Origin of the sequence: Pantoea sp. paga (assembly GCF_007558755.1) — a bacterium.
Classification (GTDB): domain Bacteria; phylum Pseudomonadota; class Gammaproteobacteria; order Enterobacterales; family Enterobacteriaceae; genus Pantoea; species Pantoea agglomerans.
The window spans coordinates 43279-66482 of the sequence record NZ_VLTF01000005.1 but is presented as its reverse complement, the minus strand read 5'-3'; the positions used below and the strand labels follow the sequence as shown (position 1 = coordinate 66482).

23 protein-coding genes are annotated in these 23204 nt (G+C 55.6%); 7 read left to right on the top strand and 16 right to left on the bottom strand.

Translation table 11 applies throughout. The features are described 5' to 3' along the window. Nucleotides 1–75 precede the first annotated feature (75 nt). The 3 genes from FOV68_RS14880 to FOV68_RS14870 all read right to left on the bottom strand — a co-directional run bounded on the left by FOV68_RS14880 (nt 76) and on the right by FOV68_RS14870 (nt 1871). Nucleotides 76–621 (bottom strand): YfaZ family outer membrane protein, encoded by a 546-nt coding sequence (locus FOV68_RS14880; protein WP_010252147.1) that lies wholly within the window; start codon nt 619–621, stop codon nt 76–78. Nucleotides 622–757: 136 nt separating this feature from the next. After that, nucleotides 758–1453, bottom strand: a complete 696-nt coding sequence (locus tag FOV68_RS14875) for an LrgB family protein (protein WP_010252149.1) — start codon at nt 1451–1453, stop codon at nt 758–760. Then, nucleotides 1446–1871: a CidA/LrgA family protein gene (locus FOV68_RS14870; protein WP_143991129.1), complete on the bottom strand. Its 426-nt coding sequence runs from the start codon at nt 1869–1871 to the stop codon at nt 1446–1448. The genes FOV68_RS14875 and FOV68_RS14870 overlap by 8 nt, the downstream gene beginning before the upstream one ends. Before the next feature lie 103 nt (nt 1872–1974). On the opposite strand from FOV68_RS14870, the gene FOV68_RS14865 reads away from it, so the two are divergent. Beyond that, nucleotides 1975–2877 (top strand): LysR family transcriptional regulator, encoded by a 903-nt coding sequence (locus FOV68_RS14865; RefSeq protein WP_010252153.1) that lies wholly within the window; start codon nt 1975–1977, stop codon nt 2875–2877. A 44-nt stretch (nt 2878–2921) separates the two neighbouring features. Here the strand turns inward: FOV68_RS14865 and FOV68_RS14860 are convergent, their stop codons facing one another. From FOV68_RS14860 to soxR, 4 genes are all read right to left on the bottom strand, one after another. Further along, complete coding sequence (locus FOV68_RS14860) at nt 2922–4571, bottom strand: Na+/H+ antiporter (protein ID WP_031591761.1); 1650 nt, start codon at nt 4569–4571, stop codon at nt 2922–2924. Between the two features lie 145 nt (nt 4572–4716). Next, nucleotides 4717–6066: an NCS2 family permease gene (locus FOV68_RS14855; RefSeq protein ID WP_010672052.1), complete on the bottom strand. Its 1350-nt coding sequence runs from the start codon at nt 6064–6066 to the stop codon at nt 4717–4719. 359 nt (nt 6067–6425) lie between these two features. Then, nucleotides 6426–7091, bottom strand: a complete 666-nt coding sequence (locus tag FOV68_RS14850) for a glutathione S-transferase family protein (RefSeq protein WP_031591764.1) — start codon at nt 7089–7091, stop codon at nt 6426–6428. A 39-nt stretch (nt 7092–7130) separates the two neighbouring features. Then, on the bottom strand, nt 7131–7616 hold the full coding sequence (gene soxR / locus FOV68_RS14845; RefSeq protein WP_031591766.1) for a redox-sensitive transcriptional activator SoxR: 486 nt from the start codon (nt 7614–7616) through the stop codon (nt 7131–7133). 100 nt (nt 7617–7716) lie between these two features. On the opposite strand from soxR, the gene soxS reads away from it, so the two are divergent. Both soxS and FOV68_RS14835 read left to right on the top strand, forming a co-directional pair. Further along, the gene (soxS, locus tag FOV68_RS14840; RefSeq protein WP_010252163.1) at nt 7717–8142 is read left to right on the top strand and encodes a superoxide response transcriptional regulator SoxS; all 426 of its coding nucleotides are present in this window, start codon (nt 7717–7719) and stop codon (nt 8140–8142) included. 254 nt (nt 8143–8396) lie between these two features. After that, the gene (locus FOV68_RS14835; protein ID WP_031591768.1) at nt 8397–8678 is read left to right on the top strand and encodes a YjcB family protein; all 282 of its coding nucleotides are present in this window, start codon (nt 8397–8399) and stop codon (nt 8676–8678) included. A 54-nt stretch (nt 8679–8732) separates the two neighbouring features. Here the strand turns inward: FOV68_RS14835 and FOV68_RS14830 are convergent, their stop codons facing one another. Together FOV68_RS14830 and FOV68_RS14825 are read right to left on the bottom strand one after the other, a co-directional pair. Continuing rightward, on the bottom strand, nt 8733–9683 hold the full coding sequence (locus FOV68_RS14830) for an ATP-grasp fold amidoligase family protein (RefSeq protein ID WP_031591771.1): 951 nt from the start codon (nt 9681–9683) through the stop codon (nt 8733–8735). Nucleotides 9684–9691: 8 nt separating this feature from the next. Further along, complete coding sequence (locus FOV68_RS14825; protein ID WP_031591774.1) at nt 9692–10948, bottom strand: oligosaccharide flippase family protein; 1257 nt, start codon at nt 10946–10948, stop codon at nt 9692–9694. Nucleotides 10949–11473: 525 nt separating this feature from the next. On the opposite strand from FOV68_RS14825, the gene FOV68_RS14820 reads away from it, so the two are divergent. Next, a complete protein-coding gene (locus FOV68_RS14820; protein WP_003855733.1) occupies nt 11474–11869 on the top strand; it encodes a transposase in 396 nt (131 codons plus the stop codon). A gap of 923 nt (nt 11870–12792) precedes the next feature. Here the strand turns inward: FOV68_RS14820 and FOV68_RS14815 are convergent. Both FOV68_RS14815 and FOV68_RS14810 read right to left on the bottom strand, forming a co-directional pair. Further along, nucleotides 12793–13752, bottom strand: a complete 960-nt coding sequence (locus FOV68_RS14815; protein ID WP_039392116.1) for a DMT family transporter — start codon at nt 13750–13752, stop codon at nt 12793–12795. A gap of 77 nt (nt 13753–13829) precedes the next feature. Beyond that, the gene (locus tag FOV68_RS14810) at nt 13830–14657 is read right to left on the bottom strand and encodes an AraC family transcriptional regulator (RefSeq protein WP_143991128.1); all 828 of its coding nucleotides are present in this window, start codon (nt 14655–14657) and stop codon (nt 13830–13832) included. A 120-nt stretch (nt 14658–14777) separates the two neighbouring features. On the opposite strand from FOV68_RS14810, the gene FOV68_RS14805 reads away from it, so the two are divergent. Further along, nucleotides 14778–15299: an isochorismatase family protein gene (locus tag FOV68_RS14805; protein WP_143991127.1), complete on the top strand. Its 522-nt coding sequence runs from the start codon at nt 14778–14780 to the stop codon at nt 15297–15299. Nucleotides 15300–15370: 71 nt separating this feature from the next. On the opposite strand, the gene ssb1 is transcribed toward FOV68_RS14805, so the two are convergent. Beyond that, nucleotides 15371–15934, bottom strand: coding sequence for a single-stranded DNA-binding protein SSB1 (gene ssb1, locus FOV68_RS14800; protein ID WP_010252180.1), 564 nt, complete (start codon nt 15932–15934; stop codon nt 15371–15373). Nucleotides 15935–16158: 224 nt separating this feature from the next. Here ssb1 and uvrA point away from each other — a divergent pair, with 224 nt between their 5' ends. Together uvrA and FOV68_RS14790 are read left to right on the top strand one after the other, a co-directional pair. Further along, nucleotides 16159–18987: an excinuclease ABC subunit UvrA gene (uvrA, locus tag FOV68_RS14795; protein WP_031591782.1), complete on the top strand. Its 2829-nt coding sequence runs from the start codon at nt 16159–16161 to the stop codon at nt 18985–18987. A 233-nt stretch (nt 18988–19220) separates the two neighbouring features. Continuing rightward, on the top strand, nt 19221–20285 hold the full coding sequence (locus tag FOV68_RS14790; RefSeq protein ID WP_010252184.1) for an NAD(P)-dependent alcohol dehydrogenase: 1065 nt from the start codon (nt 19221–19223) through the stop codon (nt 20283–20285). 52 nt (nt 20286–20337) lie between these two features. Here the strand turns inward: FOV68_RS14790 and FOV68_RS14785 are convergent, their stop codons facing one another. From FOV68_RS14785 to FOV68_RS14770, 4 genes are all read right to left on the bottom strand, one after another. Beyond that, on the bottom strand, nt 20338–20661 hold the full coding sequence (locus FOV68_RS14785) for an MmcQ/YjbR family DNA-binding protein (protein WP_031591784.1): 324 nt from the start codon (nt 20659–20661) through the stop codon (nt 20338–20340). Beyond that, nucleotides 20661–21080, bottom strand: coding sequence for a secondary thiamine-phosphate synthase enzyme YjbQ (locus FOV68_RS14780; protein WP_031591785.1), 420 nt, complete (start codon nt 21078–21080; stop codon nt 20661–20663). Before FOV68_RS14780 ends, FOV68_RS14785 begins: the two co-directional genes overlap by 1 nt. A gap of 121 nt (nt 21081–21201) precedes the next feature. Beyond that, nucleotides 21202–22395, bottom strand: coding sequence for an amino acid aminotransferase (locus FOV68_RS14775; protein ID WP_143991204.1), 1194 nt, complete (start codon nt 22393–22395; stop codon nt 21202–21204). Nucleotides 22396–22435: 40 nt separating this feature from the next. Then, complete coding sequence (locus FOV68_RS14770; RefSeq protein WP_003855751.1) at nt 22436–23050, bottom strand: YitT family protein; 615 nt, start codon at nt 23048–23050, stop codon at nt 22436–22438. Nucleotides 23051–23204 lie beyond the last annotated feature (154 nt).

Below are 23204 nucleotides of genomic sequence, written 5' to 3'. Positions count from 1 at the left end.
TTTTCGTTCATAACGAGCAGGCAATAAAAAAGGGCGGCTACCGAAGTAGTCGCCCTCTTCTTTTGCGCAGCAGAATCAGAAGCGCAGCGATGCACCCACGTACGGGCCATCGACCAGCACGTTATCTTTGCGTCCATCTTTGTTGTTCAGTTCGATGTACTGATAACCCACACGCAGGTTAAGCAGTGAAACCGGCGTGAAGCTCAGGCCGCCACCGGCTTCCTGATAGCTGTCGAGCTGATCGGTGAAAGACTCCGGCGCGTAATAATATTCGCCATACAGGCCCCACATGCTGTTGAAGCTGTAGTGTGCTGCACCACCCAGCGCCACCGCAAATCCATCTTTTCCATCTTCAGGATGGGTGAAGATCGCTTTTGCGGTCGGCGCCAGACGCAGCGGCCCGAAATCAACGTTGTAACCCAGACCGGCGCCGTAGGTGCTGCCGTCATGGTCGCTACGCAGCCAGTTACCTTTCAGAAACAGACCGGGTGTTGTGGTGCCCAGACCCACATTCAGGTTGGTGTTGTGTTCGCTGACATCAACACTGCCTTCAATCGCCTGAGCGGCACCGCTCATTAAAACCAGCCCGAGGGCGCTCCCGGCAACAAGTTGCTTAAACATGATTCCACTCCGTGAAAGGACAATTAATTCGGCCGCAAGGTTAACAGCCTGAAATGGGGAGACAACAAAATCTGGAAAACTTTACGTAAAAATACGTGTCTCAGCGCAGACCGGCGTCTGTGCGACGGAGTGTAGCCTATATTGTCCACATCAGGTGCCCAATCAGTGGGGCCAGCACCACGGTCACCACGCCAGAGAGCATCATCACCAGGCTGGCGACCACGCCCTCCTGCTCGCCAATCTGATAGGCGCGTGCCGTGCCGGCGCCGTGGGACGCCGCACCGAATCCCGCGCCTTTCGCCACGCCCTGCTTAATGGCGAGCCGCAGAAACAGCACGTCGCCGATTGCCATGCCAAACACGCCCGTGATCACCACGAACAGCGCCACCAGATCGGGCTGCCCGCCAATCGGACCCGCCGCAGCCAGCGCAAACGGCGTGGTGATAGAGCGCACGGCCAGGCTGCGCTGAATCGACTCCGGCAGGGTTAACAGCCGCGCCAGCCAGACGGAACTGCAGACGGCGACCAGCGTCGCGGTCACTACGCCCGCGCTCAGCGACAGCCAGTGGCGCTTTATAATTTCCACATTCTCATAGACCGGCACGGCAAACGCCAGCGTCGCCGGTCCCAGCAGCCAGAGCAGCCAGTGGTTTTCGGCGATGTAATCCTGCCAGCTGATATGCGTCAGCAGCAGCAATGCCACCAGCACCAGCGGCGTCATCACCAGTGGCATCAGCAGCAGCGTCCGCCAGCGGCGGTAAAGCCGTTTATTCAGCGCATAAACCAGCAGCGTAACGGCTACACACAGCAGGCTGAGCAGAAAATCACGCATGCGGATCCTGCTTACGCGCGGCGCGCGCGACTTCATACTGATACAGCCGGTCCACCACCCAGGCGGTGGAAGCCAGCACCAGCAGCGTACTGACGCCGATCACCACACAGATGCGCCAGCCATCGACCCGCAGCAGATCGCCATAGTTCACCACCGCCACCACCGCCGGAATAAAGAACAGCAGCATCTCGGCCAGCAGCCAGCGTGACCCGGCTTTCACCCAGTTCAGCGGCACAATCCGCGTCACGATTAACGCCAGCAGCAGCAGCATCCCGACAATATTGGCGGGCATCGGCAGGTGCAGCCAGCTCACCAGCCGGTCGCAGGCGATAAACAGGCCGATATAGAAACCCAGCTGCAGCGGCAGGCTGAGCCATTGCACTGCGCGGTTGCTGCGTAAAGTGAGCGCTAACGCCATCACCTTGTCTCCCCGATTAAATTGATGTCACCAGTATAAATCGTCAACAGAAGGTGAAAAAAATGAATTAAAATTATCGAAATCATGCCTGAAAGGAATAGTTATGGATGTCCGCGCCCTGCGTTACTTTACTGAAGTCGTACGCCAGCAAAGCTTTACCCGTGCGGCGCAGAAGCTGTTTGTGACGCAACCGACCATCAGCAAAATGTTGCGCCAGCTGGAGGAGGAGCTGGGCTGCACGCTGATCCTGCGCGATGGTCGTCGTCTGCACCTCACCGACAGCGGCCAGGCGGTCTATCAGCGCGGCCTGGCGATCCTGCAGGAGTTTCATCAGCTGGAAGCGGAGATTGGTGACATCAACCAGCTCAAAACCGGTGAGCTGCGACTGGGTATTCCGCCGATGGTCGGTATGCAGATCGCCGGTTCGATTTCCGCGTTTCGCCGCCGCTATCCCGGTGTGAAGCTAAAAATCTCTGAATTCGGCGGTCTGACCGTCCAGCAGGCGGTGCTGGCGGGCAGTCTGGATATCGCCCTGACCGCGCTACCGGTCGATGCCGAGCTGCCGCTGAACACCCTGCCCCTGATGCATCATCCGCTCTGCGTACTGCTGCCGCGTCGCCCGGAGTGGCTCAGCCGCCAGCAGATTGGACTGGCAGAACTGGCAGAGCATCCACTGCTGATTTTTAATGAGGAGTTTTCGCTGAATCGACAGCTGATGCAGGCGTTTCAGCGACTCAACCTGACGCCAACGGTGGCGGTTCGCAGCGGTCAGTGGGATTTTCTGGCGGCGATGGTGCAGGCGGAGATGGGGCTGGCGATTCTGCCGGAGCCGATCTGCCAGCGGCTGGATAAGCAGTCGCTGCTGTGGCTGCCGCTGGAATCGGAGCTGAAGTGGAGTCTGGGATTGATCTGGCGGGAAGGGAGTTATCTGTCGCGCAGTGCGCAGGCATGGATAGCCTGCTGTCGCGAGCATTGGCCGGATGAGCCGCCGCGCCTGTCGGTGTGAAAGGCTGGCACGCCGCATTAACGCGCAGGCGTGCCAGTCAGGACTTACTCCTCTTTTTCGATCAGCAGCGCTTCCAGCAGATCCAGGTCGTGCAGTAACTTCTGCATCGTCTCATTGGAGATTTGCTGGGTGGCGCGCAGATGATAGAGCTCAGCGCGTTCGGCACGTAGTCCGGTCAGGCGGAAGCGACGCTCCAGGTTCTCAGCAAACAGCGCGTGTTCAAGGTCATTCTTCCCTTCGGCGCGACGACGTAAGTTGCCAATCACCCGCAGACTCACCTCTTTAAGCAGCTCCGGATCGATGTTCTCTTCCGACTCATTCTCCAGCCGCTCTTCCATCTTGTGCAGGCTCTCAATGGCTGCGCCTGCCATTACCGCTCGCGCATTCTGCAGCTCGCGACGGTGTGCGCCTTTATCAATGGTATCAATGCCGCGCAGCAGAATCGGCAGAATCACTACCCCTACCAATAGCGAGAAGAGAATCACGCCGGTGGCGATAAAGACCAGTTCATAACGCGCCGGGAAAGGCTCGCCGTTGGTCAGGAACAGCGGAATCGACAGGACACCGGCCAGGGTAATCGCGCCGCGCACACCCGCAAAGGAGGCGATCAGCAGTTCACGCAACGAGTAGTTGGAGAACTCCAGCGGCTTCTTCTTCAGCAGGCGTTTGCTGAAGCGCTGCATAATCCACAGCCAGCCAAAACGCACGATCATCAGCGCGGCATAGACCAGCCCGATATCGGCAAACAGCATCCAGAGTTCGACGTTCGGATCGGCCTGCGCCTGATCGACAGAGGTCTGCAGAATATCCGGCAACTGCAGGCCCAGCATCAGGAAGACCATGCCGTTAAAGACGAATTCCAGCATCTGCCAGACGCTGTTGGCACGCAGGCGCATCGCCAGCGGTGCCTGACGAATAATACCGGAACGGGTGATGGTCATACCGGCCGCCACGGCCGCCAGGATGCCTGAGACACCCAGATGTTCAGCAATCAGGTAAGAGGCAAATGGCAGCAACAGCAGCAGCACGGTCTGGGTAGCCGGATCGTCACCGCTCCAGCGGCTGAGCAAACGCAACGACTTACCGTAGAGCCAGCAGATCGCGACACCCGCAATCAGACCGCCCACTGCCACTTTCAGGAACTCAACGCTGGCACCGCCCCAGGTAAACACCATGGTGCCCATAGCGACTGCCACGGCAAATTTCAGCGATACCAGGCCCGATGCGTCATTCATCAGGGCTTCGCCCTGCACGATTGACATAATCTTCTTGGGAATACGGCCCTCGCCGACAATGCCGGAAAGCGCCACGGCATCGGTCGGTGACAGCACCGCCGCCAGCGCAAAGGCAGGGATCAGCGGGATACCCGGTACCAGCCAGTAGATCAGATAGCCGATGCCGATTACGGTAATCAGGACCAGTGCCAGTGCTAAGCCAATTATCTCGCGACCATGATGCAGGAACTCACTGATCGGCGTCTTCCAGCCATCCGCGAACAGCAGCGGCGGAATGAACAGCACCAGAAACAGCTCCGGATCAAAGTCGACATGCAGACCAAAAGTCGGCCAGGCCAGCATCGCACCAACAGCGATCTGAACCAGCGGCAACGGGATCTGAAAAGGGAGAATGCGGGCCGCGACGCCAGAGAGCGACACGACCAGCGTCATGATGAGAATTGTAAAAAAGATTTCCATGCTTTCCTTAGGCGTCGTTTCTTTCAATCATTGGTTAAGCGCTAAAGTGTAAAACAAACTGCGGTGAAGATTGTCAGCTACGCGTGCGTCGGGCGGGAAAATAGTGGAAAATTCCGGACGTGCAGCCGCACGCCCGGTTGTACAGTCAGATCGCCCAGCCACCGGCGTAAAACGCTACCAGCGCGATAGCAATAATGACGGTGCCGACGTTGAGCTTACGCCATTCCCCCGCGAAGAGACGCCCCACCACCAGACTGGCGAAGCCGATCATAATGCCGGTGACGATGTTACAGGTGAGCACGATAATCACCGCCGTTAACAGGCCCGACATCGCATCGACAAAATCATTGAAGTCGACTTTCGCCACGTTGCTCAGCATCAGCAGACCCACATACATCAGCGCGGGGGCGGTGGCGTAAGCCGGCACCAGATACGCCAGCGGTGACATAAACAGAATGGCAAGGAACAGCAGGCCAACCACAATCGCGGTAAGACCGGTCTTGCCACCCGCCGCCGTTCCTGCCGCCGATTCGATATAAACCGCAGCCGGTGACGCGCCCACCAGTCCCGCGAACAGGCTGCTGACGGAGTCGCTAGTCAGCGCACGGCCACCATTGATAATCTGGCCCTGTTTATCCAGCAGATTTGCCTGACCCGCGACCGCGCGAATGGTGCCGGTAGCGTCAAAGACCGCCGTCATCACCAGTGCCAGCACGCTTGGCAGCACGACCGGCTGCATCGCGCCCATAATATCGAGGCTGAACAGCAGCGATTCACCGCTGGCATCACGCAGGCTCGGCAGCGCAAACAATCCTTTGTAGCTCACCGCCGGATCGAAGATCAGCCCCAGCAGCGAAATGGCGATAATTGTCATGAGAATGCCGCCGGGCATCCGACGCTTCTCCAGTCCAATAATCGCTGCCAGTCCCAGCAGCGTCATCATTACCGGAAAGGTGGTGAAGTGCCCCAGCGCCACCGGCAGGCCCGGTGCCGGGTTTTTCACTATCAGGCCTACACCGTCAGCCGCAATCAGCAGCAAAAACAGGCCAATCCCGACGCCGGTGCCGTGCGCCACGCCCATCGGCAGGTTACGCAGGATCCAGGCTCGAATGCCGGTCACCGAGATCAGGGTAAACAGCAGGCCCATCAGGAACACCGCGCCCAGCGCGACCGGCACGCTGATGTGCTGGCCCAGCACAAGGCTGAAAGCGGTAAAGGCGGTTAAGGAGATTGCACAGCCAATCGCCATCGGCAGATTGGCCCACAGGCCCATAATGATGGAACCAAAGCTGGCAACCAGACAGGTGGCGACAAACACGGCAGTGGGGGGAAAACCGGCTTTGCCCAGCATTCCTGGCACCACGATGACGGAGTAGACCATCGCCAGGAAGGTGGTGAGTCCGGCCAGAATCTCCTGCCGCACACTGCTGCCGCGCGCCGAGATCGAGAACCAGGCGTCCAGTTTTCCACTGGCCGGGCGTGATTCAGTTGACATAGTTGAGCCTCAAAAATTTTTGTTGTGTGGATCGCTCTGCGACCATCGCTGTCCCTGGAATAAGCGGGTAGACGGCGTCACTGTCGGGTTTTACCCGGCAGGCAAACGTTTACCTTGCCGCAGATAGTTGGCCGCCAGAAGCGGCCAGATAAAAAGGCATGCGATTATCCGGCGTTTAGCGGCACATTTTCAACTGTCAGAGGGAGATTCTTCAGCATAAAGATCAGGCTTAAGTCGCCAGCAGCCACGCGGCACAAGCCGACGTCAAACGCTGACGCCCTGAAGTTAACGCGATTTTCAGGGGGGATGCTCACCGGCGCAGCCGTGATGAGACACGACCCGCCAGTGGAGGAGGGGAATTAACCTGGCAGCGAAAGCTCGCCGCCCTGATCGATCGCGCGCTGCCAGGCGGCACGCTGTTGCACAGTCTGCAGCCATTTCTGGCTGGCGGGCATCTGCTCCAGTCCGGCACGTCGCGCAAGCGCCAGCAGCGGAAAGCTCATCTGGATATCAGCGATACTGAAGCGCTGACCGGCGAACCAGGGATTTGCAGCCAGATGCTGTTCGATCATCTGCATGTGTGGCTTAAGCTGTTTATCCAGGAATGCCTTCTGCACGCCTTTACCGAATGCCGCCCCGACCGGGCGCAGCAGCCACGGCACCGGTGCTTTACCCATCTGACCGAAGATGAGCTTCATCACCAGCAGCGGCATCAGCGAGCCTTCGGCATAGTGCAGCCAGTAGCGGCACTGCAGCCGCGACGCCTCATCACTCACTTTGAGCCGGAACTCGTGATCATATTTCTCTTCAAGGTATTCGAGAATGGCACCTGATTCTGCCACTACCTGGTTCCCGTCGGTAATGACCGGTGATTTTCCCAGTGGATGCACTTTTTTCAGCGCCTCCGGGGCCAGCATGGTCGGTTCGCGTTGATAGCGTTTAATCTGGTACGGCACTTCCAGCTCTTCCAGCAGCCACAGCACCCGATGCGAGCGCGATTGCTCAAGATGGTGAACGGTGATCATCATGATTCCCTGTGTTTTGACCTTCCCCTAGTATAGACGTCACTCCACATCCGGATGTTTATCATCCTGTTCCGGGTCAAGCAGCACCGCACCCGAGCCCTGCTGACCCAGCCGGTCGCCGGGATTGCGCAGCGGGCAGTCGCGCATCGACAAACAGCCGCAGCCGATACAGCCATCCAGGTCATTACGCAGGCGGGTCAGGGTTTCAATGCGCTTATCCAGCTCTTCGCGCCAGTGCCGGGTCAGCGCATCCCACTCCGGTGCCGACATGCGCGTGTTCGCCGGAATGTGATCAAGACTGTTACTGACCGTCGCCAGCGGAATGCCGATGCGCTGCGCAATCTTGATAATAGCGACGCGTCGCAGCACATCACGGCTGTATCGCCGCTGATTGCCGCTGTTGCGGGTGCTGGAGATCAGCCCTTTGGTCTCATAGAAGTGCAGCGCCGAGACCGCCACACCGCTGCGGCGCGCCACTTCACCCGGTGTTAAAACCGGTTTGGGATAGTTGCGTTCTTTTTTCATCAGGCTCTTTACCTCAAGTTAACTTGAGGAATTATACTCGCTCTCCATCAAAACCACTAAACTCCTATTACCGCTTATTAAGCACCAGAAGGATGAAGCCATGATGCAAGAAGAGATCATTCATTCCCTGACGCACTGGATTGACCAGAACCTGGATAAGAGCCTGTCGATCGATGAGGTTGCCGCAAAATCGGGCTATTCGAAATGGCACCTGCAGCGTATGTTCCGTTCGGTAACGAAACAGACGCTGGGTGGCTATATTCGCGAGCGCCGTCTGACGCTGGCTGCAGAAGCCCTGTCGCAGACACAGCGCCCGGTGTTTGATATTGCGATGCAGTATGGCTATGACTCGCAGCAGACCTTCTCCCGTGTGTTTCGTCGTCAGTTTTCACAGACGCCTACCGCTTACCGCCACACCATGCGCCGCCAGGCGATTCAGCGCCCTCGCCTGCTGAGTTTTGGCTGCAATGACGGTATCAGTAGCTTCACCCAGCGCACGACCGGCGAGTGCTGTCCGGTTCGTTGACCCTTCAGATGCGCCCGCCCGGGCGCATCTGACTGATTTCCCCGCCGTTCTTCTTCTACTGCTCACTATTCCCTCACGCCGCTACCATACCAGAGTCAAATTTTGTTCAAAATTTAAAATCGGGTGATATAATGTGACCCAAGTCACACTTTGAACCTGGGTTGACGGCGAAAAAGCCCCCCCTGACACACTTTTCCGCCGCCGGTGATGTCCGCAGATTGTCAGGAATACTTACTGATATTGAGGTCCGGCCGATGGCTACGTTAACCGCCAGTTTACTTGTTATGCGTTGGGAATTGCTGAGCGCAGTCATGATGTTTTTTGCCAGCACCCTGAAAACCAAACTTCGTCAGGATAGCCGTCACGTGATGGCATTTATGTGTGGCGGGATTGGTTTAGGCATGACCTGCTGGTTTGTTACCGGTCTGATGGGCATTACCCTGAGCATGGATAACGTGCATAACTTTCTGGAAATCTCAAAGCATGCCTTTATCGATGTGATGAGCCAGGCGCCTGCTGACTGGCCGATGCCCTGATTTTTGCGCATAAAAAACCCCGCTTAGCGGGGTTTTTTATATTGCTGTGTGTACTTAAATTTTCTTCAACATGGCAGGGATATTAACATCCTGCACTGTAACGCCCGGGCTCTGCGTTCCGCGGCGGTCCTGAATCCACATATCTCCCATCATCTGATTTAAACCACGATCTAATCCGGTGACCAGTCCTGCACCTGGGGTGAAGGTCAGTTCGCCAAAGTAGATCCGCTCGTCATGGATATACCAGTCCACACGCACGTAGTCGAAATCACTGGCCAGCTTCTTGCTCAGTTCGAGCGCATGTTCCAGTGACGGCATAATCGGTGAGACATCCAGACCGGTATCGCGAATCTTGTGATAGGCCTCATTGAGGTTATTCACGTAGAAATTCATCGACAGCAGCGGCTGGCAGCGGTTGTAGATCACCTGCAGCACATATTCGAACTTGCCATCACGCTTGTTGAACATATGAAACTTGTAATCAATCGGCGCGCTTTTGCCATCACCAATGTACTTCTCAACCAGGATACGTGGCTTGATATAGCGATAGTGAATCTCACGCGCTTCGTTGGCGAAGTCGGTCTTCAGCCAGCGATAGCAGTCATGAATGATCTGCTGCTTGCGCAGTGCGTCCGGCTCCTCCAGCAGAATCTCTACCATGTTGGAGGCGTGGTTCGGCTTGATCACCGTTCCCTTCCAGCAGGGTAAGCTGTTCAGCGTGGTCGGGTCAGTGGTTTCGTGTACCAGCGGGATCAGGTATTCATTACCGATTTTTTCAGCAATGAATTCGCGCACCGAGTACTTATCTGACAGACGACCATAGTTCTGGTAATCGCCAAAGATAAACTTACGGTACAACACCTTCTCGTTGAACACTTTTGGCTGACGCAGATTGGGCAGCTTTCTGAACTTATGGAAGTAGTAGATGCGGTCCTGATAAGCCCAGGGCATCTTCTTAATAAAATACTGCACACTTCTTCTGAGTTCTTCTTTCAACTTGAGCATATCTGACCTCATTTGTATGTTTTGTAGTTGAGTGAGGAAACCTGAATCTTTTGAATGACGCCGTTTTTAAAGAAGTAATTCATTACGGTCAGGGACAAAAGTTCTGAAAGGAAAACGCTCCACGCGGCCCCCATGATGCCGTGACCCTGGATCAACCACCAGGAGAGCGGCAAACTGATGACCATCAGGCAGATGATTTTCCTCAGCAAGTAGTTAAATCCTCCCTCTTTGACCATGTAGCGATACGCTACGGTCCCCATTGCCGAAAAGCTGGTCGCTATCGACAGCAACGTAATGAGACTTCCTGACTGTGTGAATTCCGGGCCGTACAACGCAATGATGATCCGCTCGCCATAAAGCGAAATGACCAGCAGCATCAGCAATGAAACAGCCATAACATAGCCATTGAGCCGCGCAGCCAGCTTAATGGCGACCTCGCCCCGCTCCCTGAAGATTTCAGTGAAGCAGGAGGTGATGAGCGCCACCGGGATAAAAATCCATGAGGCGGAAATGGTATTCGCCGCCGCAAACAGCCCGAGGTCGCGCGCGGGTGCCGTGCCTGCCAGGAACATCTGCGCTGCTTTTACCTGCACAGAGATAAAAATGCTGGAGATCGCCAGCGGCAGACCGGCATACATCAGATAACGCAGATAGGCCGTGCGCTTTTCACGCGGTGGCATCTGATCCTGATGGTCCTGATAGAAGTTGTGACGCTTAATCAGGTAAGGCACCAGGGTCACTGCGACAATCGACAGCGTCAGCCAGAGCGGATTAAGACGCAGCCAGGCGACGGTGAAGCTGATGCCGAAACTCAGCAGCATGCCCACGGCGTTGGCGATGGTGTTAAGACGCGAGGCAAGACGCGCGTTGTTATAAACGCTGAAGGTGTCCTGGGTGACAAAAACCGAGGCAACAAATGAGGCCAGTGCAAACGCCAGGAAATTTTCCTGCATGTTGTACCAGACCCAGATTAAGACTGGCACCGAAGTGACCAGCAACAGCACCATTCTCATCGTACGGGCGATGGTCATCAGACGCAGGCCTTTTGACGCATTTTTGCTGACGCGTTTAAACAGAATGGTTTCGGTGCCAAAGATTGCAACGGTTTGCACCATCGCAAATAGTGAAGTAGAAAACGCCATCTGGCCAAACACCGTTGGGCCAAAGGATTTCGCCACGTAAGACGTCACAAAAATGACGCCAAAAACGGAGATGATCTTCTCTGACATCATCCAGGCGGCATTAGACATTACGCTCAATTTCATCGACTCTTCCTTAGTATTACTCAACTACAACCGCTTCGGTACAACATCCCTGTAACGAATTAATAAGCGCTCAGTGGGCCTGGCGAAAATGTAAGACTTCAGACCAAGCTGGTCCGAAAATTGAGATGTAAATCATGATCCGGAGTGTTAATTCAGGATAATTCTTATTATAAATGGCGCGAATCACTTCAGATGGAAACGATTTCAGGCTGAAAATAAAACAACCTTTAAGAGCCCTTCCCGGCATATTAATCAAGTCGGTCAGGCTAAATATCCAATGTACGTAGAATTTTTTCGTATTTTGGATGCGATGAATTTATAACAAAAAGCCCCCTCCAGGAAGGCACGCCCACCGGATAAGAATAAAATAAGATTTATCCCATGATGATATTTATTCTAAATATCTTAATTTAGGCTTCGCAATTCAATTCGCGCACTTTAATACTGCCTTAATAGAATCTTACAGTGCCAGAAATTATTAAAGTCATTCTCATCCATTAATCGATAAGAAAGGTAAGAGCATTTATGAGAAAGTCACGATACAGCGAAGATCAAATCACAAATGCCATTAAAGCTTCTGAATCGGGCGTGAAAGTCAGAGAGATTTGTGAAGAGTTAGGCATCTCTGAAGCCACGTTCTATAGCTGGAAGAAGAAGTTTTCTGGATTGTCTTCGGAAGAAGGCAGAAAAATCAAAGAGCTGGAAGAAAAACTGCAGAACATCACGCGTGAACTGCAGACGCTCAACTCGGACAAAGAGATGCTGCAGAGCGTTCTGAAGCACTTCTTTACCACTAATGAAAAACGTCAGGCTGTGGATTTCCTGCAGGCTACCTTTGACATCGGCACCCGTCGCAGCTGCCGCTTATTAGATATCAGCCGCAGCGTATACCATTATCCGTCAGGCACGGAGAACCGCTAAACCCAATGCTACCGCGCTTTTTAGACTTAACGCTGAGATTTGTTCTTACCAGAAGAGATGAAGATCATTTAACAGGACAATTGCGGCACCCTTTTCCGCTCCATTTATAACTAATGAATGGCTTCACGGCTAAGCTTCTTTTTTTGCGGTAAAATTGATTCACAACAGCAAACGTCTCGCATTCTACGGCTACTCTTCCCTTCCCAATCTCGTTTACGCGGGATTGGGCCCTCCCTTTCTTACGTAAGCCCAGCTAATCGTCGGAACTAAATCGTCTCAATATCATTAAGCCAATTTAAAGATCGCGCAAAAAACAATCGCCATACATTTGAGTTAATGCTGGACCTGACTCAAATTTTTGCGGCTGCGTTTAATTCCGGGCTATGGGTTAATGGCATATACTTTCTCCAGGATTAATCCAGGATAAATAGTTTATTGCTCCTTATCACTAACGTTATGTGTCTATCTTTTCGCTCTCTTCATTGCGCATCATTGATGCCAGAGATTAATCTTTAATTATTAACGCAGCGGCGGAGTTTTCTTACTCATTCATCAATGAGTGAAGTTAATAGTGGTTTTCAGCCTCCCTTTCTCAGGACCATACCGCAATAAAAAGCCGCTGATAAAAGCATAACGTCCATAATGCTGCGCTATTTTTCCTGATTAATGACCGATATCTGAACAGTTACCCTCTGCCAGCGCTGAGCATCGCTATGTTCAGGTGACCATCAGTCCCGTTTTTTCACTGACAAACGGGGGATCAGTGAGGCTTTCGGGGGTTAAGGTACGATTACGCAGGGGCATGAAATCGATTTCGCGGCACAAATCTGCCGGAGAGCGAGCAAATCGGGGTAGGGTTTAATCTTAAAAAGCCGCGCGGCGTGTTATCCGCGCGGCAGAGGTCTTTTGGCGATCTTCGCGGTTTACTCTTTAATCGCGACGACGAGAGGCTGCGGTTTGATGCGCATTGCCCACAGGACACCCGCCATCAGACAAACAATGCCCGTCACGGTGAGCAGGGGTGGCCAGCTTTGATACCAGAGAAAAGTCCACAACAGGCCGAAAAGGATCTCAAAAACAATCAGTGGACCCATCAGTACGGTGGGCAGACGCTGGCTGGCTGCGTTCCAGCATAAGGTCCCCAGCCAGGAACAGAGCAGACCGATCGCCAGCATCAGGGAGATAAACACCGCAGGACGCGGCCCAAACGGCAGCGAAAAAGCTGGCTGTTGCCAGGCGAGCTGTGCGCTGACCAACGCGTACATGATTAGCGCCATCGGCAGCGTCACGACTCCCTGCGCTGTTGCCCAGGTTGAGGGCCGCAGTTCGGGATGAGTACGCAGCCAGCGGGCATTGCGCAGCGGATACCAGGTCCAGCAGACCACAGCCAGCAGCGCCAGCGCGATACCGGTCAGATAACGGCTGAGATCAAGTGAGTGGCCCTGACTCTGTAGCTCCGCCGCATTTACGCAGAGTAATCCGGCCGCCATCATGACCAGTGCCGGAAACAGCCGCCGCCACGGCAGGCGTCCTTCAAGATGGCCGTAACAGAGATTGGCCGTCACAGCGATCACCACCGGCAGCGTGCCGATAATCATGGTGGAGACCGGCCCGCCAGTGCGCTGAATGGCGTTCGCCAGAAACGCATAGTAGAGGAGGTTTCCCACCAGCGAGAGCTTTACCGCCTCACGCCAGTCAGCCCGGGCCAGCTTGCGCAGGCGATGACGACCGTGCCAGGCCAGCGGCAGCGCAATCAGCCCAAACGCAACATAACGTCCCGCCGATTGCAGCGCGCCAGGATAGTCAGGCACCAGCAGCGGCCCGACAAAGATCAGCCCCCACAGCAGTCCGGCGGTGACGGCAAACATGACACCAGCAAACATAATTTCTTCCTTATATAGCTTTTTAGTTCAGTGTGACGGGTTCGGGCGGGGAATGCTTGTAGCAGATTGCGGTGGTATCAGGGCTGGCGCACCTGCTTTTGATAGCGGCCCGGCGTGATGCCATAACGGTTTGCAAAGGCGCGGGTCAGATGGGCCTGATCGGTTAATCCCACCGCCGCCGCAACGCTGGCAGCCGGTTCACCCTGTGCCAGCCTTTGCTTGGCGTCGTAAAGCCGGAAAGCCATCAGCATCTGATGCGGCGTAACGTGATAGTGCTTTCGAAAGGCGCGTAAGAAGTGCCACGGCGAAAGCGATGCCAGCGCCGCCAGCTCATCCAGCCGCACCGGTTCTGCGAGGTTCGCGCGCAGAAAATCTCTTACCTGATCAAAACGATGCCGTGCATCCGGTTTGCCCTGTGAGGACATGCGTGCCAGCGGACGAATCTGCAACAGCAGTTCAGCGAGCAGGCTCTGACGTGCCAGTGGTGATTCCGCCTGCCAGAGAGTCGCCAGCGTGTGGGAGAGCGGCCGCGCCACCCGCGGATCGGTCAACAGCGCCTCGTTGAACCACCAGCCACGATCGCCGGTCAGTTCATCCATCAGCTGCGGCTGAATGTAGATCATCTGGTAGCGCCAGCCCTCTTCACACGCTGACTCACCGGTATGCAGCTCATCCGGATTCATCATGACCAGCGAGTTCTCCGGCGCAGTATATTCGGTGCCGCGGTAGCGAAAGCGTTGCGCGCCCGCTTCAATGGTGCCGATACCAAAGGCTTCATGGGTATGGGGTTCAAATGCGTAGCGGGAAATGTGGGCCTGATAGAGTTCCACACCGGGCAGCTCGGCGAGTTGCTGAAACCGGGCGCGGTCTTTCTCACAGGGGAAACTCGCCGGAACACCTTCCACTTCTCTCTCCTTATTTAACCAGTCGGTTTAGCATGCCTGTGACAGGGGGGAAAATGCAAAAGATTGCTTTCCGCAATGCCTCAGGTAACACTGCTTTTTTCAAACCGGATGAGATTAAGCATGGCACAGCGGGTAGTCGTGGTCATTGATATGCAGGATGGCGTCTTCAGCACGCCACGCTTCGACACAGCGGGAAGGATTGCACAGATTAACCGGCTGACCGAACGCGCCGATATCACAATATTTATCCAGCACCGCGAAGGCCAGATGTGCGAGGGTAATGCGGCTTTCGATCTGCTGCCGGAAATTGTTCAGCCTGCTGGCGCACACTATGTGACTAAAACTGCCTGCGACAGCTTCTGGCACACCGACCTTGCCGCGCTGTTAAAGAGGCTGGCGGTAGAGGGATTTGTGGTGTGCGGTTGTGCCACTGACTACTGCCTGGATACCACGATAAAAGTCGGTGCCAGTTCGGGCTATGCGATTACCGTTGCCGCTGATGCGCACACCACGGCAGATCGCCGCTGGGTCAGCGCCGAAGCACTGATTAACCAGCACAATGATGTGTGGGCCTCACTGCTGATCCCCGGCAACGTGCCGCGCGTGTTGAGCACGGAGGCGATTCTGGCGGAATGGTCGTAGCTGGCCGCCAGACGCCGCGCATAAAAAAAGCCCGCAAAGCGGGCTTTTTTTGTACTCTCTGGCCAACGGAATCAGAACGGAATATCGTCGTCGAAATCCATTGGTGGTTCGTTGTTGTTGCTGGCCGGCGCGCTCTGTGGCTGCGGCTGCGGACGGGACTGCGCGCCGCCACTGAACTGGTTATTGTTGCCCTGCGGCTGCTGCGGCTGACCCCAGCCATTGTTGTTGCCACCGCCCTGCGCGCCGCCACCGGCTGGAGCGCCTGCACCGGCGTTACCGCCCTGCTGACGGCCGCCCAGCATCTGCATGGTACCGCCAACGTTAACCACGACTTCGGTGGTGTAACGCTCCTGGCCACCCTGATCCTGCCATTTACGGGTGCGCAGCTGGCCTTCGATATAGACCTGCGACCCTTTTTTCAGGTATTCACCCGCGACTTCAGCCAGTTTGCCAAACAGCACCACACGGTGCCACTCAGTGATCTCTTTGTTTTCACCGGTCTGCTTGTCGCGCCAGCTTTCCGACGTAGCCAGCGTAATGTTGGCAACAGCGCCACCATTTGGCATATAACGTACTTCCGGATCCTGACCCAGATTCCCGACAAGAATCACTTTGTTAACGCCACGACTGGCCATGTTGCTGTCTCCCGATGAGTTAATGCATACAGTCTAATCTATCAATTCTAACACGTCCTGCGGTCTGTTTCCCACTTTCGAGCGGGGTTCCAGTTTTAATCCTCTGCGCTCCGGAGGCTAAGAGTACTGGATATTTATTCAGTCTATTTTTTGTGCCATAATGACACGTTTATTCTGGCCGTGTCGGCAAGGCGCGGTGAGTGCTGCTAATCCGGGAAAGGTGAATGGATAAGATCGAAGTTCGTGGTGCCCGCACCCATAATTTGAAAAACATCAACCTGACCATCCCACGCGACAAACTCATTGTGGTAACCGGCCTGTCAGGTTCCGGTAAATCCTCACTGGCGTTTGATACGCTGTATGCGGAAGGTCAGCGCCGCTATGTGGAGTCGCTCTCTGCGTATGCGCGCCAGTTTCTTTCGTTAATGGAGAAGCCGGACGTCGATCATATCGAAGGTTTGTCGCCCGCCATTTCCATTGAACAGAAATCCACCTCGCACAACCCACGCTCGACCGTGGGAACCATCACCGAGATCCATGATTACCTGCGTCTGCTGTTTGCCCGCGTTGGCGAACCGCGCTGCCCGGATCATGATGTGCCGCTGGCGGCGCAGACCGTCAGCCAGATGGTCGATCAGGTGCTCTCCCAGCCGGAAGGCCGTCGCCTGATGCTGCTGGCGCCGGTGGTGAAAGATCGTAAGGGTGAGCACACCAAAACGCTGGAGAATCTGGCGACCCAGGGTTATATCCGTGCGCGTATTGATGGCGAAGTGTGTGACCTCTCCGACCCGCCAAAACTCGAGCTGCAGAAGAAGCACACCATTGAAGTGGTGATTGACCGCTTTAAAGTGCGTGAAGATCTCGCGACCCGCCTGGCGGAATCGTTTGAGACCACGCTGGAGCTCTCCGGCGGGACGGCCATCGTGGCGGACATGGATGACAGCGCCGCAGAAGAGCTGCTCTTCTCGGCTAACTTCGCCTGCCCGATCTGTGGTTACAGCATGAGCGAGCTGGAGCCGCGCCTGTTCTCGTTTAACAACCCGGCGGGCGCCTGTCCGACCTGTGATGGCCTTGGCGTACAGCAATATTTTGACCCTGACCGCGTGGTGCAGAATCCTGAACTCTCGCTGGCGGGCGGTGCAATCCGCGGCTGGGATCGCCGCAATTTCTACTACTTCCAGATGCTGCGTTCGCTGGCGGAACACCTCGATTTTGATATCGAAGCGTCGTTCGGCAGCCTGCCAGAAAACGTACAGAAAGTGATTCTGTACGGATCAGGCAAAGAGAGCATCGAATTCAAGTACATCAACGATCGCGGCGATACCTCGGTGCGCCGTCATCCGTTTGAAGGCGTACTCAATAACATGGAGCGCCGCTACAAAGAGACCGAGTCCTCAGCGGTACGCGAAGAGCTGGCGAAATTTATCAGCAACCGCGCCTGTGCCAGCTGTGAAGGGACCCGTCTGCGTCGTGAAGCGCGTCATGTCTTCGTGGAGAACACCACGCTGCCGACCATCTCTGAGATGAGCATCGGCCATGCGATGTCCTTCTTTGAAAACATGAAACTCAGCGGCCAGCGTGCGCAGATCGCCGAGAAAATCCTGAAAGAGATTGGCGATCGCCTGAGCTTCCTGGTCAACGTCGGCCTGAACTATCTTTCGATGTCGCGTTCCGCCGAGACCCTGTCCGGTGGTGAAGCACAGCGTATCCGTCTGGCCAGCCAGATCGGTGCCGGTCTGGTCGGCGTGATGTATGTGCTGGATGAGCCTTCAATCGGCCTGCACCAGCGCGACAACGAGCGTCTGCTCGGTACCCTGATTCATCTGCGCGACCTCGGTAACACGGTGATCGTGGTTGAGCATGATGAAGATGCGATTCGTGCCGCTGACCATGTGATCGATATCGGTCCGGGTGCGGGCGTGCATGGCGGCCAGGTGGTGGCTGAAGGCACCGTTGATCAGATTATGGCGGAAGAGGCCTCCCTGACCGGCCAGTTCCTGAGCGGCAAGCGTGGCATTGTGGTGCCAGAGGAGCGCGTCAAAGGCGATCCGGCCAAAGTCCTGAAGATTACCGGCGCACGCGGCAACAACCTCAAGGATGTCACGCTGACGCTGCCGGTCGGGCTGTTCACCTGTATTACCGGTGTTTCCGGCTCGGGTAAATCGACCCTGATCAACGATACGCTCTTCCCGATTGCCCAGCGGGCGCTGAACGGCGCGACCATCGCCGAACCGGCACCTTACCGTGACGTGGCGGGACTGGAGCACTTCGACAAAGTAATCGACATCGACCAGAGCCCGATTGGTCGTACACCGCGCTCTAACCCGGCCACCTACACCGGCATCTTCACCCCGGTGCGTGAACTGTTTGCGGGCGTGCCGGAAGCGCGTTCACGCGGCTACAATCCGGGCCGCTTCAGCTTTAACGTGCGTGGCGGACGCTGTGAAGCCTGTCAGGGCGATGGCGTGCTGAAAGTCGAAATGCACTTCCTCCCGGACATTTATGTGCCGTGCGATCAGTGCAAAGGCAAACGCTATAACCGTGAAACGCTGGAAGTGAAGTACAAAGGCAAGAGCATTCACGAAGTGCTGGAGATGACCATCGAAGAGGCTCGTGAGTTCTTCGATGCGGTGCCGGCGCTGGCGCGTAAGCTGCAGACGTTGATCGATGTCGGTCTCACCTACATCCGCCTCGGTCAGTCCGCCACCACCCTTTCCGGCGGTGAAGCCCAGCGCGTGAAGCTGGCGCGTGAGCTGTCGAAGCGTGGCACCGGTCAGACGCTCTATATTCTGGATGAACCGACTACCGGCCTGCACTTTGCCGATATCCAGCAGCTGCTGGAAGTGCTGCATAAGCTGCGCGATCAGGGCAACACCATCGTGGTGATTGAGCACAACCTCGATGTGGTCAAAACCGCAGACTGGATTGTCGACCTGGGTCCGGAAGGCGGCAGCGGCGGTGGTGAAATACTGGTAGCTGGTACGCCCGAAACCGTGGCGGAGTGTGAGAAATCACATACCGCACGCTTCCTGAAACCACTGTTACAGAAGTAATTTTGTCAGGCCCGCCGCGTGCGGGCCTTTTACTCTCCCCTGGCGATTCAGCCAGAAAAATGCAGAATCAGGCAAGATTCAGACATGTATAGGCATATACGCTTTTCCCCACGCTGACTATCCTTAAGCAGTTCCTCTTTGGCACGCCCCTGGCGTCGCCCTGTTTTCGCAGCACATCAACGCTGCTGCACTTCATCGAATAACACTCACAACACATCGAAACTGGAGACACCATGAATATTACGCATGCGTATGCTGCTCAGGATGCAAAATCCAAACTGGCACCGTTCGATTTTAAGCCGCGTGAGCTGCGCGCCCATGACGTTCAGCTTGAGGTGCTGTTCTGTGGCGTTTGCCACTCAGACCTGCATCAGGCCCGTAATGAGTGGAAAAACACCATTTTCCCCGTGGTTCCGGGTCATGAAATTGTCGGTCGCGTCACGGCCGTTGGCCCGCAGACGCAGAAATACAAAGTCGGCGATCTGGTCGGCGTAGGCTGCATGGTCGATTCGTGCCGCAGCTGTCCGAGCTGTCAGCAGGGGCTGGAGCAGTATTGCGAAAACGGCTTTGTTGGCACCTATAACGGTGAAGATCGCGAAACCGGCGCCATTACCTACGGCGGTTACTCAACGTCGATGGTGGTTGATGAGAGCTTTGTGCTGCGCATTCCCGAGAACCTGGAGCTGGCGGGCGTGGCACCGCTGCTGTGTGCCGGTATCACCACTTACTCGCCGCTGCGCCACTGGAATGTCGGCCCGGGCAAGAAAGTGGGTATCGTAGGCTTAGGCGGCCTGGGCCATATGGGCGTGAAAATTGCCCATGCCATGGGCGCACATGTGGTGCTGTTCACCACTTCGCCTTCCAAAATTGAAGATGGCAAACGTCTGGGTGCCGATGAAGTCGTGATCTCCAAAGATGCGGAGCAGATGGCGCAGCACGCCAACAGCTTTGACTTCATTCTGAATACCGTGGCGGCTCAGCACGATCTCAACCCCTTCATCACCCTGCTGAAGCTGGATGGCAACATGACGCTGGTGGGTGCACCAGAGCACGATCACCCGGCACCGCAGGTGTTTAACCTGATCTTCAAGCGTCGCAGCATCGCCGGTTCACTGATCGGCGGCATCGCAGAGACCCAGGAGATGCTCGATTTCTGTGGTGAGCACGGCATTACGTCAGACATTGAACTGATCGCGATGGACCAGATCAATGAAGCCTATGAGCGCATGCTGAAAAGCGATGTGAAATACCGCTTCGTTATCGACATTAATACCCTGCGCGAGCAGCCTGCCGCGTAACCCGCTGCCTCTGAAACCCTCTTGCTCCGGTAAGAGGGTTTTTTATTGCCGTCTAGCGGGCCGTTGCAACCTGCTGGAATGAGGCATCGATCAGATAGTAGATCTGGGAATCTTTCAGCGAACCGTCCAGGAACAGCGTGCTCCAGTGTGACTTGTTCAGATGCTCGCTGGGAATAATATCGCTATGCTCTTCACGCAGTAATTCGGCCAGCGCAGGCGTCGATTTCAGCGAGACCGCGGGTCGCCCTTTCGCCTCATGTACCATCGCAAACAGCACGCCGTTGCTTTTAATCTGCGTGGCTTTCCAGTCACTGTGGACGCTCTGCTCCGCGCCCGGCTTGCTCATGCAATAGGTCAGTAAGTCTGAGTTATTCATTACGATTCCCCTTGTAAAGTGGCGACAATCCGCCTGGCACCGCCCTCAATGCGATGCTCGCCCAGCCAGATACCCTGCCAGGTGCCCAGCACCAGACGTCCCCGCTGAACCGGTAATAACAACGAAACCCCTAAGGTCGACGATTTGATGTGCGCCGGCATATCATCCCGCCCTTCGTAGTCGTGCTGATAAGGCGCATTCTCCGGCACGTGCCGCATGAAATGCTGCTCCATGTCGCTGCGCACCGTCGGGTCGCAATTCTCATTTAAGGTTAACGACGCCGAAGTGTGCTGCAACAGCAGATGCAGCAGACCGGTTTTGATATCACGCAGTCCGGAGAGCGAGTTCACGATCTCATCGGTGACCAGATGAAACCCGCGCGGCTTCGCGCTCAGCGTAATAGTTTGTTGATGCCACATAGCTTATTCCTGAAACGGTTACCCCGTTTAAGTGTGCAGCATGTCGCCGAAAGGTAAACCCTGACCCATAAAAAAACCGCCAGAGAGCACCCTGACGGTTTTTTTTACAGCATGGCTGCCGTTACATCACGGCGGCAAACGCTTCAGCCACCTGATGCACATTTGTGCTGTTCAGACCGGCCACACACATGCGGCCACTGCCCACCAGATAGATGCCAAATTCGTTGCGCAGACGATCGACCTGCTGCGCACTCAGGCCGGTGTAGCTGAACATGCCACGCTGCTTCAGCAGGTAGTCGAAGTTTTTACCTGGCAGTGCGGTGCTCAGCACGTCCACCAGCGACTGACGCATGTCCAGAATGCGTAAGCGCATCGCTTCCACTTCAGCCAGCCAGCTGGCTTTCAACTCGTCATCGTTGAGTACGCGCGCGACAACCTGCGCACCGAAATTTGGCGGGCTGGAGTAGTTGCGGCGAACCGTGGCTTTTAACTGGCCCAGCACACGCGCTGACTCTTCGGCGCTGTCACAGACGATAGAGAGACCGCCCACGCGCTCGCCATAGAGCGAGAAAATTTTGGAAAAGGAGTTGCTCACCAGGGCTGGCAGGCCCGCCGCCGCGACCGCGCGCAACGCATAGGCATCCTGCTGCATGCCGGCACCAAAGCCCTGATAGGCGATATCCAGGAAAGGAATCAGCTGCTGTGCTTTCAGCACCTCAACGGTCTGATCCCATTGCGCATCGGTCAGGTCAGCGCCGGTCGGGTTATGACAGCAGGGATGCAGCAGCACGACGCTCTGCGCTGGCAGGGTTTTCAGGGTGCTGATAAAGGCATCAAACCGCACGCCGTGGGTCTCTGCGTCATACCAGGGATAAGTATTTACCTCAAAACCTGCACCATTAAAAATCGCAACGTGGTTTTCCCAGGTCGGATCGCTGACCCAGACCGCAGACTGCGGGAAGTAGCGCTTAAGGAAATCTGCGCCCACTTTCAGCGCGCCAGAACCGCCCAGCGTCTGAATAGAGGCGATACGGCCCGCGTTTAACACCGGATGATCGGCACCAAACAGCAGCGGTGCAATTGCACTACGGTAGCTGTTCAGCCCTTCCATTGGCAGATAGAGCGATGCCTGATGCGGCTCAGCATAGATCTGCTCTTCGGCAGCAGCTACAGCCTTCAGCTGCGGGATGATGCCCTTTTCGTCGTAATAGAGGCCGATACTCAGGTTAACTTTGTGTTCGCGTAGGTCTTGTTTGAAGGCTTCCATCAACGACAGAATCGGATCGCCAGCATAGGCATCAACGTTTTGAAACACGGTGTAGGTCTCCATAATTGGTCCAGAGGGAAGATGCGGATTAAACCCGATAGCGTCCCGGACGGTGGTTCATTGCAATAATCAGATTCAGGATCACCGCACCCGCAATCGACGCGAGCAGGATGGGGCCACTCACCACAAACAGTGACGCCAGCACGACGCAGGTATCGACTGCCATTTGCAGTTTCCCCGCGCGGATCCCAAAGCGATCCTGTAGCCACAGCGCCAGAATATTGATGCCGCCCAGGCTCGCCTTATGACGAAATAACACTATAAACCCGATTCCCATGATGACGTTACCGAACAGTGTCGCATAGAAGGGGTTAAGGTCAGAAAAGTGGACGAACAGCGGGTGCAGCTGGGTGAACAGCGACACCAGACCGACGGCGCAGAAGGTTTTCAGGGTAAATTCCCAGCCCATGCGTTTTACCGCCAGCCAGTAAAAAGGGATGTTGATCAGGAAAAACGCGCTGCCGAACGAAAGCGGCGACAGGTAGCTAATCAGAAAGGCGATGCCTGCGGTGCTGCCGGTCAGCGCTCCCGCCTGTTTCAGCATAATGACGCCGAACGAGACCATCAGGGTGCCAAGCACCATCGCCAGCGCATCTTCAATGCGCGAATGCGGGACGCGGGAGGGTTCTGCGATGTTATCCATGGGGTTTTCTCAGTGCAAATGATGCGGTTTCGATGCAAAAAACGCACCATCGCCACAGCACTGAACTGCTGTAAACCGGGTGCCAGCGATATCCCATTGATATCTAAGGCGCTTTAAAAAAGAACTTTGTGCATAAATTCCGGCTGATACCGTC